The 11,625-nt window shown below is 69.6% G+C and carries 9 protein-coding genes; 3 read left to right on the plus strand and 6 right to left on the minus strand.

Annotated elements, in window-relative coordinates:
* Window positions 1–3: 3 nt before the first annotated feature.
* A complete protein-coding gene (locus A5700_RS08500) occupies window positions 4–1,230 on the minus strand; it encodes a cytochrome P450 (protein ID WP_068072978.1) in 1,227 nt (408 codons plus the stop codon).
* A gap of 196 nt (window positions 1,231–1,426) precedes the next feature.
* On the opposite strand from A5700_RS08500, the gene A5700_RS08505 reads away from it, so the two are divergent.
* The 3 genes from A5700_RS08505 to A5700_RS08515 all read left to right on the plus strand — a co-directional run bounded on the left by A5700_RS08505 (window position 1,427) and on the right by A5700_RS08515 (window position 4,882).
* Window positions 1,427–2,398 carry an alpha/beta hydrolase gene (locus tag A5700_RS08505; RefSeq protein WP_068072976.1) on the plus strand — a complete coding sequence of 324 codons (972 nt, stop codon included), beginning with the start codon at window positions 1,427–1,429 and terminating at the stop codon, window positions 2,396–2,398.
* An 85-nt stretch (window positions 2,399–2,483) separates the two neighbouring features.
* On the plus strand, window positions 2,484–3,626 hold the full coding sequence (locus A5700_RS08510; protein WP_068072974.1) for an acyl-CoA dehydrogenase family protein: 1,143 nt from the start codon (window positions 2,484–2,486) through the stop codon (window positions 3,624–3,626).
* Window positions 3,623–4,882 (plus strand): acyl-CoA dehydrogenase family protein, encoded by a 1,260-nt coding sequence (locus tag A5700_RS08515; protein ID WP_068072972.1) that lies wholly within the window; start codon window positions 3,623–3,625, stop codon window positions 4,880–4,882. The genes A5700_RS08510 and A5700_RS08515 overlap by 4 nt, the downstream gene beginning before the upstream one ends.
* Here A5700_RS08515 and A5700_RS08520 read toward each other — a convergent pair.
* The 5 genes from A5700_RS08520 to A5700_RS08540 all read right to left on the minus strand — a co-directional run.
* Window positions 4,879–6,846: a SpoIIE family protein phosphatase gene (locus A5700_RS08520; RefSeq protein ID WP_068072970.1), complete on the minus strand. Its 1,968-nt coding sequence runs from the start codon at window positions 6,844–6,846 to the stop codon at window positions 4,879–4,881. The two genes, A5700_RS08515 and A5700_RS08520, sit on opposite strands and share 4 nt — an antisense overlap.
* Before the next feature lie 374 nt (window positions 6,847–7,220).
* On the minus strand, window positions 7,221–8,426 hold the full coding sequence (locus A5700_RS08525; RefSeq protein ID WP_068072968.1) for an amidohydrolase family protein: 1,206 nt from the start codon (window positions 8,424–8,426) through the stop codon (window positions 7,221–7,223).
* An 81-nt stretch (window positions 8,427–8,507) separates the two neighbouring features.
* On the minus strand, window positions 8,508–9,563 hold the full coding sequence (locus tag A5700_RS08530) for a hotdog fold thioesterase (protein WP_068072966.1): 1,056 nt from the start codon (window positions 9,561–9,563) through the stop codon (window positions 8,508–8,510).
* Window positions 9,564–9,587: 24 nt separating this feature from the next.
* Complete coding sequence (locus A5700_RS08535) at window positions 9,588–11,045, minus strand: HNH endonuclease signature motif containing protein (RefSeq protein WP_068072964.1); 1,458 nt, start codon at window positions 11,043–11,045, stop codon at window positions 9,588–9,590.
* Window positions 11,046–11,087: 42 nt separating this feature from the next.
* Window positions 11,088–11,625: fatty acid--CoA ligase family protein (locus A5700_RS08540; RefSeq protein WP_156671141.1), on the minus strand; the 538-nt coding region annotated here is incomplete at its 5' end.

Genomic DNA, 11,625 nt, shown 5'->3' on the forward strand with positions numbered 1-11,625 from the left:
GCCTCACGCGGCCGGGGCGAACGTGACGGGCAGCTTGTTCGGCGACCGGAAGGTGAGCCCGACGATCTTGGGCTCCTCGCCCGTGCCGTCGTCGGGAGCCAAGGCCAGATCTTTGACACGATCGAACAGGCTGTTGAGCATGACCCGGGTTTCCAGCCGCGCCAGATGCATCCCGAGACACATGTGGATGCCGCCGGCGAACGCGATGTGGGCTTGGCGCGGTCGGCGGATGTCGAAGGTGTTGGGGTCGGCCCACCGGTGCTCGTCGCGGTTGGCCGAGCCCATGCACATGTCGATCTGCGCGCCGGCCGGAATGGTCTTGCCGCCGAGGACCACCTCCTCGGTGGTGGTCCGCATGACCATCGTCAGCGGCGTCTCGAACCGCAGTCCCTCCTCGATCGCCATCGGGATCAGCGAGCGGTCCCCGGTGACCAGCGCCAGCTGCTCGGGGTGGGTCAACAGCAGGTACAGCAGGTTGCCCGACGACCGGTAGGTGGTCTCCAACCCGGCCGGCAGCAGCAGGCGCAGGAACGCGATGATGGCCTCGTCGGTGAGCCGCTTTCCGTCGATCTCCGCGGTGACCAGGTCGCCGATGATGTCGTTGGTGGGCGCGCGCCGGCGCTGCTCGACCTGACCGAGGAAGTAGTCGTAGAGCTCGGTCGCGGCATTGAGGCCGGCCACGATGTCGGTCGGGATCGAGATGAGGTCGAGCGACAGCCGCCGGAACAGGTCGAGATCCTCCGGCGGCAGGCCGAGCAGCGTGGCGATGATGCGGGTGGGAAATTCGAAGGTCACCGCCTTCACCAGGTCGGCGTGGCCGTCGGCCTTGATCTCGTCGACCAGGCGGTCGCAGACCGGTGCGACCACCGACGGCTCCCAGCGCGCCAGCGCGCTGGACCGAAAAGCCTTCGCCACCAGGTTGCGGTGGTCGTGGTGTTCCTTGCCGCCCATGGCCAGGATGGTGTGGCCCATCACCAGGCCGATGGTCTTGTCATAGGCCGCCGACGTGAACGTCCGGTCGTCGCGAAACGCCTGGTGCACACCGTCGTAACCGAACAGCACCCACTCATCGGACGGGCGTAGCTCCTCGGGCAGCTGGCTCGGGTCACCCAGGGCTCCGTGCCACACCGGGTCGGTGCGCCGCATGTATTCGAAGAAGGGGTAGGGGCTGGTCTCACCGGTGAAGTCGAGCGAGACGGGCTGTCGGTCCGGGTCGGTGCTCAGCGTCATCGGCGCCCCTCCTGAAGCCAGCGGAATTTCGCTATCATAATATAGATAGCAACGAAGCCCAACGGCGCTCCGCCGCCCGCGCCACCTCGTCGTTCGCCCCCCGAAATCGCAGGTCTACCTTGAAGGTGGCTCTGTTCTCGGCCACCGGCCCCGTCCCGACGGTCGGCCCGCACCATGCACCGGAAGACGAGAGGCTATGACACAGACGAATGTGACGCGGCCGCAAGGCCTTAACCGCCTCGACCCGGCGCTGCGCGATGCCGCGCTCGAGCTTGGCGTGGTCGAGTTCCGCAGCGAGACGCTGGCCGACGAGCGGACCCACGCCGACCGGCTCGCCGCCGAGCGCGCTGCGGCCGCCGACACCGACGGCGTGCACATCGAGACCCGGTCGATCACCGGTCCCGGCGGCCATCAGCTGAGCCTGCGTTTCTACCGGGGGCCCGACCTGGACCGGGCGGCCGCCGGGTCACCCCTCGTCCTGTATGCCCACGGCGGCGGCTTCGTGACCGGCAACCTGGACACCGACCACGCGCAGTGTGTGGAACTCGCCCGGGCCGGCGGTTGCCTGCTGGTGTCGGTGGACTACCGGCTGGCGCCCGAACACCCCTGTCCCGCCGCGCTGGACGACGTCGAGGCGGGCCTGTACTACGCCCTGCGCAACTGCGCGGAGTTGCGCGTGGACGTCGGCCGCATCGCGGTGATGGGCCGTGACGCCGGCGCCGCCCTGGTGGCCGGGCTGAGCCAGCGCATGTTCGACGACGAGGGCCCGCAGATCCTGGTGCAGATCCTGCACCAGCCGATGCTCGACTCCGACGCGACGCAGTCGCGGCGCGAGTTCCAACGCACGCCGGGCCTCAACGGCCCCGCCGTGAGCCGCGCGTGGGGCCACTACCTGGGGCACGCCAGCGCCACCGGGCAACACGTGCCGGCGCATCGCGCCAATCTCGAAGGGCTGCCGCCGACGTTCATCGACTGCGCCGAGATCGACCCGTGCCGCGACGAAGCCATCGACTTCGCCAACCGGCTGCTGCACGCGTACGTGCACACCGAATTGCACGTCATCGCAGCGGCATTCAACGGCTTCGACGCGTCCGTTCCCGGATGGGACGTCTCGCAGGAGAACTGGGCCCTGCACGCGCGCTCCCTGCGGCGTGTGTTCGCCATGTGACGCCCTATCGATTCGGCTCCGGTAGCTCTTACCGTAGCGGCCATTGCTACCATCGAAGCCGCCGGCGAACTCGACGAGAGGCAGCATGACCACACTCGACTCTCCCGAGAAACTTCTCTTCACCTCGACCACCCAGGCCTTCCTCGACAAGGAGGCACCCCTACGCCGCGTGCGGGAACTGCATGCCGCGGGAGCGTCGTTCGACCCGGCCTGGTGGCGGCGCGCCGCGGAACTCGGCTGGACCGGCCTGCTGGTCCCGGAAGAGCTGGGCGGGGGGAGCGTCTCGGAGAGCGGGCTGGCCGATCTGGCCGTGGTCGCCGAGCGGCTCGGCCGCACGGTGGCGCCCGGACCGCTCTACCCGGTGAGCGTCGTGCTGACCGCACTCGTCGACGGCGCGGATCCGCTCGCGCATGCGGCCGCCATCGAGGCGCTGATCGCGGGGGAGGCCGTGGCGTCGTGGGCCGTCTGCGAGCCCGGGCAGGGCTGGGCGCCCTTGGCGCCCACGTTGACGGCCACCCGCACCGAGGCCGGTTACCGCATCGACGGCACCAAGGACCGCGTCGAGGCGGGCGCCCAGAGCGCGTGGTTGCTGGTGGTGGCGCGCTGTGACGAGGCCGTCCGCCAGTTCCTGGTGCCCACCGACGCCGCCGGGCTTCGCGTCGAGCCGCAGCAGTCGGTCGACCTGGTCAAGCAGTACGCCCGAGTCCATTTCGACGGCGTCGTCGTGCCCCCGACCGCCGCCGTCGGCACCGCCGAGCAGACCGCCGCGCTGGTCGACCGGCAGAGCCAGATCGCCCAGGTGCTGCAGTGCGCCGAGGTCGTCGGCGTTCTGCAGACGGTGTTCGACATGACCGTGCAATGGGCGCTGGACCGCCACTCGTTCGGTCGCCCGTTGGCGTCCTACCAGGCGCTCAAACACACGTTCGCCGACATGAAGCTGTGGCTGGAGGCGTGCCGGGCCACCACGGCCGCCGCGGTCACCGCCGTCGCCGCGCGGCGCTCGGACGCGGGCCTGTCGGCCAGCATCGCCAAGTCCTACGTGGGCGAAATGGCCGGGCAGATCGTGCAGTCGTGCGTCCAGCTGCACGGCGGTATCGGGGTCACCTGGGAATTCGACCTGCACCTCTACCTTCGGCGGGTCACGTTGTATCGCAACATGTTCGGAACGCCGCAGGAGCACAACCTGCGCGTCTACGAGGCCGAGAAGGCGGGTCGAGCCCACCGATGACCAGCACCGCGCACACGCCCACCGAGTCGGTCGCGCAGTTCGCCGCGCGGGCCAGGGCCTGGCTGGCGGACAACATGCCGACCATCGACCCCGACAACCCGCCCCCGGCCCCGCGGGACGACGAGGCGTCGTGGTCGCGCGCCCGTGAACTCCAAAGGCGGCTCTACGACGGGGGATTCGCCGGCCTGTGCTTCCCCCGCGAATACGGCGGCCAAGGCCTGCCGTATGAGTACCAGAAGGCGTTCGACGCCGAGTCGCTGGGCTACGAGATGCCGCTGATCCTCAACACGCCCACCTTCACCATCTGCTGCGCGACGCTGCTGGACACCGGCACCGAGGAGCAGAAGAAGCGGCACATCGCCGCGGCGCTGCGCGGTGAGGAAGTGCTGGTGCAGCTGTTGAGCGAGCCGAGCGGCGGCTCGGACCTGGCCGGGGTCATCACGCGGGCCGAACGCCGCGGCGACCGTTGGGTGCTCGACGGCGCCAAGACATGGAGCACCAGCGCGTTCGCCGCCGACTACGGGCTGTGCCTGGCCCGCACCGATTGGGAGGTGCCCAAGCACGAGGGCCTCACCATGTTCCTGGTGCCCATCGCCCACCCCGGAATCACGTTGCGCCGCATCACGATGCTGAGCGGCTCCACCGAGTTCTGCGAGGAGTTCCTCGACGGGGTGGATGTCGGTGACGACGCGGTCGTCGGAGAGGTCAACGGCGGCTGGGCGGTGGCCTCGCGGCAGCTCTACCACGAACGCCGGGCCGTGGGGCAGGGATCGGAGTTCGCCAGCGGCAGCGGCAGCGAGGGTGGCAACGCGAATCCCGTTGACTTCGTGTCACTCGCGGAGAAGACGGGCCAAGGTGACGACCCACGCGTGCGGGAGCTGGCCGGCCGGGCCCTGGTGCACCGGGCGGTGGCCGAGCAGTTGATCGACCACGTCTACCGCAACGTCCGCGACGGCGTCCTGCCGCCGGCGGCCGGCACGCTGATCCGGCTGTTCCACTCCGAGACCGTGACCCTGGACGTGGACACGGCGCTGGAGATCGCGGGAGCCGCCGGCGTGGTGGGCGCGGTGGGGGACGGATTGCAGACCGGCCTGCGCTACCTGTCCCGGCAAACCGTGGCGATCGGGGGCGGCACCACGGAGGTTGCCCGCAACGTGATCGGCGAACGCGTGCTGGGCTTCCCGCGCGAGTACGCCGCGGACCGCGGTGTGCCGTTCAACCAAGTCCGGCATGGCCCCCGGAGCGATCGCCCCTAGCCCTCGGCCACCAGGTTCTCGACCAGGCCGGTGGCGACGGGAATCTGCACCAGCGACAGCACATGGTGGGCCGCACTGCCCGGCGGCGCCACCAACGCGAACTCGCTGCCCTGCCGACGCGCCCGGTCGCGGGCGGCGACGAGCGCGCTGACACCCGCCGAGCCGAGGTGGGTGACCTCACTGAGGTCGATGGTCAATGATGCTATGCCGGAACGGCTTTCGACAGCGATCTGGCGGTCCAGGGTGGCCGCCGTATTGGCGTCGACCTCGCCGCTGACCACCAGGCGGCCGGGCTCGGTGACCGCGGAGGCGAAGTCCGAGTTGGCCTCCCGCTGGTGGGCCGTCCCGGCGGCCAGGGTGTCGGTGATGAAGTTCGCCGGTCGAGACAGGCGGTGCACCACGGTGGCGGTGGTGCCCCCGGTCCCGTGGGTGATGTGTGCCTGGGACACCAGGGCTTCGGCCATGGCCAGCCCGCGCCCGCGGCCCGTCTCGCCTTCGCGGTGGTCCTTCCACTGCCCGTGGTCGACGACCGAGACGTGCAGGTTGCCGTCGCCGGCCAACGACGCCTCGACGACGACGCCGTCGGGGACTTCGGTGGCATAGCCGTGTTCCACCGCGTTCTCGACGAACTCGGAGATTGCGTGCACGATGTCGGAGATATCGTCGGCCACGGCGCCGATCTCCGTCAGCCAGTCGCGCAGCGCGGCGCGCACCACCCGCGCCGTGCGGATCGTCGCGTCCAGGGTGAGGTGCAGCGGTGCCGGCGGCGTACGCCGTTGTGCCGCAAGCAAAGTCACGTCGTCGCTGTATCCCGTCGAGCGCAGCAGGATCTCCAGCGTCTCCGAGCAGAGCCGGTCGACGGGCCGCGCCGAAGACTCGATGACGAAGCCGCTCTGGCCGCCGGCGATGTTGGCCGCAAGCTCGGCGAATTCGGCGGTGCTGGCGACCAACGGCCGGCCGGGGCGTTCGATCAGACCGTCGGTGTAGAGCAGGATCGTGTCGCCCACATCGAGAACCTCGCAGCGTACCGGGAAGCCCGACCCGCTGCCCAGCGGGCCGCCGCCCGACGGCGCGAGGTAGCGCGCGGCCGCGTCGGCGCCGACCAGCAGCGGTGGCGGGTGCCCGGCGGTGCAGTACTCGAACTCGCCGGTGCTGACGTCGAGCGAACCGACGCACAGCGTCGCCGACCTCGAGCCGGGCACGTGCTCGTGGAAGCGGTCGACCGCGGCGAGCGCCTCGGCGATCGGATAGCCCGCCACGATCTGCATCCGCAGCGCGGTGCGCAGTTGCGACATCACCGCGGCCGCCTGGACCCCGTGCCCGACGACGTCACCGACCACGAGGACCAGTCGATCGCCCAAGGGGATGGCGTCGAACCAGTCACCGCCGGCGGCGGTGTCCTCGGCCGCGACGAGATATTCCGCCGTCACGTCGGCGCCGGGAACCACGGGCACCGACGGCGCCAGCAACGCCTGCTGCATCACGGTCGCCGAATCGCGGATGTTGCGGTAGCGCGCGGACAGCTCGTGCATGCGGTCTTCGGCGACCTGCCGGCTGCGCACCCGCTGCGTGACGTCGATGAAGGCGAGCTGCACGCCCTCGACCGAGCCGTCGGTCGCCCGGCGCGCGGTGACCACGAAGTCGAAGAAATGCTCCTGCGCGTCGCCGGCGCCCTCGAAGTCGGCCTGCACTCGCCATTCCGAGCCCGTCTGTGGCTCGCCGGTCTCGTACACCCTGTCGAACATCTGGAAAATCTGCTGGCCCTCCAACTCGGGGAAGACCTCGCGCGCCGACAAACCGATGGGATCGAGGGCGGGACTCAGCGCCCGGTACGCCGCGTTGACCGCGATGAACCGGTGGTCGGGACCCTCGAGGCCGACCAGCAGAGCCGGGACGTTCTCGAAGACGCGTCGCACGTCCTCGGCCGCGCCTACCGTTGCATCCCAGCCACTTTCGGCCGTCATCTGGCCGTGCCTCCTCGCAAGTCCTCGAACGACCGGCTAGCCCGACGAGGGTCGGGTCTACGCGTCGACCTATTCAACACACGTCGACCAATAGATTAGCAACGACCGACGCGTATATATTGCAACAGTTTCGTCGCGGCGGGTATATGGCGCGGTATCGGAAGTGACGGCCTCACGAGGTCAACGCGGCAGCGGTTCGGTTGCGGAGGTGTCAGATAACGATTCGCACGCCCACGATGACCGGTGGTCGTCAGCGGTGCGGCACGGGTCGCGGCGTCAAAGGGCCTGCGCTAGAGGAACTTCCGGCTCCCTGGTCGAGGAGCTGTAGGCTCCTTGCCGGGTGCCGTTTGGGCACAGGCGGTTTCGGCGGCTCGTCAGGCCGACACCGGCTTCTTGGCCGGCGCGGTCACCTTCATCAGCTTCATCAGGTTGCCGCCCATGATCTTCGCCTGGTCCTCTTCGCTGAAATCGGACAGCTCGTCGACGAACGAGATCGGGTCTTTCAGGCCCTCGGGGTGCGGCCAGTCGGAGCCGAACACGACGCGGTCCGTGCCCACCATGTTGACGATCTCGGTGAAGCGGTCCTCCCAGAACGGGCTGACGTAGACGCACCGCTTGAACGTCTCGATCGGGTCCTCGGCGAAGGCCTGGGGCATCTTCTTGTAGACGCCTTTGAGGCCCCGGAACAGCGTCGGCACCCAGTCGGCGCCGTTCTCGATGGACAGGATCCGCAAATCCGGGTTGCGGCTCAACGCGCCATGGCAGATCAGGGCGCCGAAGGCGTCCTCGATGGGGCGGTGGCCCATCGCCAGGCTGCGGAAGGCGGTCGGCTTGAACGGCAGGAACTCGTCGCCGGGTTCCCAAATGTTGAGCAGCTCGGAGTAGCCACTGTCCGAGGCGTGCATCGACACCGGGATTTCGGCGCGCACGCAGGCCTGCCAGAACGGGTCGAACTCCGCCAACCCGAAGGATCGGCTGCCGCGATAGCCGGGCACCGGAGCGGGGCGGACCAGCACGGTGCGGGCGCCGCGCTCCAGACACCACTGCAGCTCCTCGAGCGCCCGATCGACGATCGGGAGGGTGATGACGGGGGTGGCGAAGATGCGGTCGGAGTAGTTGAACGACCATTGCTCGTACATCCACTCGTTGAGCGCGTGGATGACGTCGTGCGTCATCTCCGGGTCGTCCTTCATCCGCTCCTCGACGAGGCTGGCCAGCGTCGGGAACATCAGCGCGTAGTCGATGCCCAGCTCGTCCATGACCTCGAGGCGGGCGCCCGGCTCGCGAAACGCCGGTATGGCCTTCATCGGCTCGCCCAGGATCTCGCGGTAGCTCTTGCCCTGCGAGCCGTGGCGGAAGTACTCCTCCTGGGCGCCCGGGCGGGCCACCACCTCGAACGTCGGGTTGGGGATGTAGTCGCTGATGTGTCCGCGCACCACGATCTTGGTGCGGCCCCGTACCTGCACGTAATCGATGACGTGCTTGCGCTTTTCGGGCAGGAACTTGGTCAGCGCCTCCTGCGGCTCGTACATGTGGTTGTCGGCGTCGAACACCGGGAACGGAAGCTCGCGAGAGGGCATGGCGTTCTCCTCGGAGAGTCGAGATTCTCACTGGATGGTAATGACGTTACCACCCGGGCGTTGGTCGGGACAGCGTCCGTTTCAGCGTCGGTTCGAACGTCCGTTTGCGCCGCCCGCGCGCCGCGGAATCGTGGGCGTGGCGCCGTTGATGATCGCGAAGTTGACCGTCGCGGTGGCCGCCAGCTCGTCGTCGGCGTCGCCGTAGATGTCGATTTGCATCACCATGGCCCGCCGGCCGGCGCGCAGCATGCGGGGGACCGCGAAGGCTGAGCCCTGCCGAATGGGCCGCAGGTAGCGGATGAAGAGGTCGGCGGTGGTCATGGTGGTGCCCTGCTGCAGGAAGTCCAGCCCGAACTGGCCGCCCGCCACGTCCACCAGCGTGGCGATCAGGCCGCCCTGCAGCGCGCCGGAGGTGTTCACCACCTGGGGGCTCACCGGCATGGTCATGGCGAAGTGGCCGTCGCGCTGCCCGGCGCGCATGCCGATCTGGCCGAACAACTCCGACAGCGACGGTTCCGGCACGGTGTCGTCGGTGTCGCGGATGCCCAGGGCGCGGCTGCAGAAGTCGTAGAGCTGGCCCGCGTCGACCGGCGCGCCGTTCAATTCGCTTCCCAGCCAATGCAATCGCTGCGCGCCCATCATCGTCTGCATCACGATGGCGGCGGCCGCACCGACGTCAAGGCCGGGGTGCAAGACGCCCTCGGTGATGCCCTGGCCGACGATGTCGCGGATCAGCCGGTGCAACGGCGAGAGCACGCGGGCGTACTCGCGCGGACGGGTTTCGGCGAGGTGCTGGTTGTAGAGCATCAGCGCCCGGTTGAGGCTGTCCTGGGTGGTCGACTCCGGTTGCTCGCTGACCCGGTCGATCACCAATTTCAGCGCCGCCGTGCTGTCCAACCCGCTCGTCTCGCCGCGCCAGGCCTTGACCGACTGCGCGATGGTGCGTTCGAACAGCGCCAGCAGCAGCTCGTCCTTGCTGCTGAAATGCTGATAAAACGCGCGCAGCGACGTCTTGGAGCGTGCGACGACCTCTTGGACGGTGAAGTCGGTGCGACCCGTCTCGCCGAGGATTGCTACCGCGGTCTTGATGAAGCGGTCCCCGCGCGTGATCTCGACGTCGTCCCCGGGCTCTGACATGAGAATGAGGTTACCGCGCTGTAGCTAGAACGGTGGGTCGTCGGGTGGCGCGGGCCCGGTCGCCGCTCGGGCGTGCGCCCCGGCCGCCTCGGAGGGTGGCGCCTGCCGCTGGGTGGCCGTCGCGCCGTTGCGGCGCCGCTCGGCGGCGACGTAGGCGGCGCGGTGTTGCGCTCGGCTGCGACGGCGCCGCGGCATCTTCAGGGCGCGATCCGCGCAGCGGTCCCGTACGGGCGCCGCGGCGGCAAGAGGCACGCCGGTCGGGGCGCACAGCGTGGGAAACAGCACCGCGCTGCCCGGCGTGGTCACGGAGGTGTGCCCCGACGGTGCGGTCCAGATCACGGTGCCGTCCGGCAACTGCTGATCATGCCAACCCCAGAACGTCTTGATCAGATGATGTTGGCGGCAAAGGCATTTGAGGTTGGCGGCGTGCGTGACACCCCCGTCGGCGTAAGCGATGGTGTGATCGAGGTCGGTGTGTGCGGCCGGGCGATCACAACCGGGGAACCGGCACGTCAGGTCGCGACAGCGCACGAAGTCGGCCAGCGCCTGCGAGGGAAGGTGGCCGCGTTCCGGCGGCGCGTCGGCGGGATGCGCCACCGGCCGCAACCGCGCCGAGCCGGCCAATTCGGCGATCAGTTCCGCCGGAATCAGCGCGTCGCTGCCGACCAGGTAACCGTAATCGGCGCCGGCGCCGGCGCCGGCGACCGTCGACTGGTTGGCGATCACGTGGATCATCACCGACGAAGGGACCCGACTCCCGCCTGCGGGGCAGCCGGGTTGCCCGCAGCGGCACGGCAGCCGCTCCGCACCGGCTGCCATCGCGCCCATGGCGTCGGCGCGGCGCTGCATCGCGGTGCGCGGATCGCCGTGACACACGGTGGCGGCCAACGCAGTTAGTTTTGCATCCACCGCGTGGGCGTCGGTGCTGAGGAGCCTGCCGAAGACCTCCGTCAGTCCGTCGCCGACGTCCCAGATCGAGAACTCCCGCCCCGCCTGGCGTTCGCGGCGGCGCCGCACCGCGCCCTTGTCGGCCCGGGCCACGATCCGGTCGACCGACGCGTTGAGCCGGCCGCGCGTCATGCCCACCCATCGGGTCAGCCGGGCCGCCAATGCGGCGTCGACGCGGGCCAGCACCTCGGGGTCGGTGATCAGGTCGGTGCGGTAGACCACCGTTTGGAACGTCGCATAGCCGATGTCGCCGGCCAGCAGCGCGGCGCCCACGTGGGGGAGGCGGTTGCGCATCGCGCGGGCATAGTTGAGGAAACTTGCGGCCAGCGCCTGACTGATCTGCAGTGCCGCGGCCACTTCGGCGCAGATGGCGTCCCATGTGTCGCCGCACCAGGTCTCCCGTTCCCCGAACTGCCGCAACCGCAGCGCATCGAGGTCGGCGATCGCGGCCAGCCGCTCCCCGGCCGCCCGGTTCTCCGCCCGTGACGCCGCGCGCATGCGATCCAGCAGGCCAGCGGACTCCGACTCGAACATAAGTTCGATTATGCCGGCTGTGGCCGACACAACTCCGAGCGCTCAGCCGCCGCGGGCTGCGATCATGGCCGAGCGGTTCACCTTCGTGGCCGCCGTGCGGGGGATGGCGTCGACGAACTCGACGGTCTTGGGCGCTTTGTAGGGCGCCAGCCGACCCTTGGCGAATTCGATGATCTGCGCTTCGGTCAGCGAGGCCCCCTCGGCGAGCTGCACGACCGCGTGCACGCGCCGCCCCCATTGCGCATCGGCGAGGCCGATGACCACGACGTCGGCGATGCCGGGATGCCCCGCGAGCGCGGACTCGACCTCGGCGGGAAAGACGTTGGCGCCGCCTGTGACGATCATGTCGACGCGACGGTCGACGATGTAGAGATAGCCGTCCTCGTCGAGGTGGCCGATGTCGCCGGCGGAGCGGAAGCCGTCGTCGGTCGACGGGAGGGGCGGCGCCCCGCCGAGATAGCGGTAGCCCGCGCTCATCGGTGCGCGCAAATAGACGTCGCCGTCCTCGCCGGGGCCCAGCGGCCGCTTGTCGGCGTCGAGGATCCGGATCTCGGTGTCGCGGAACCCGCGCCCGACGCTG

Source organism: Mycobacterium sp. E1214 (assembly GCF_001666755.1).
GTDB lineage: Bacteria > Actinomycetota > Actinomycetes > Mycobacteriales > Mycobacteriaceae > Mycobacterium.

Coding starts and splice junctions, on each gene's coding strand:
- A5700_RS08500 (WP_068072978.1), bottom strand. CDS start 1,230: ATGACGCTGAGCACCGACCCGGACCGACAGCCCGTCTCGCTCGACTTC.
- A5700_RS08505 (WP_068072976.1), top strand. CDS start 1,427: ATGACACAGACGAATGTGACGCGGCCGCAAGGCCTTAACCGCCTCGAC.
- A5700_RS08510 (WP_068072974.1), top strand. CDS start 2,484: ATGACCACACTCGACTCTCCCGAGAAACTTCTCTTCACCTCGACCACC.
- A5700_RS08515 (WP_068072972.1), top strand. CDS start 3,623: ATGACCAGCACCGCGCACACGCCCACCGAGTCGGTCGCGCAGTTCGCC.
- A5700_RS08520 (WP_068072970.1), bottom strand. CDS start 6,846: ATGACGGCCGAAAGTGGCTGGGATGCAACGGTAGGCGCGGCCGAGGAC.
- A5700_RS08525 (WP_068072968.1), bottom strand. CDS start 8,426: ATGCCCTCTCGCGAGCTTCCGTTCCCGGTGTTCGACGCCGACAACCAC.
- A5700_RS08530 (WP_068072966.1), bottom strand. CDS start 9,563: ATGTCAGAGCCCGGGGACGACGTCGAGATCACGCGCGGGGACCGCTTC.
- A5700_RS08535 (WP_068072964.1), bottom strand. CDS start 11,045: ATGTTCGAGTCGGAGTCCGCTGGCCTGCTGGATCGCATGCGCGCGGCG.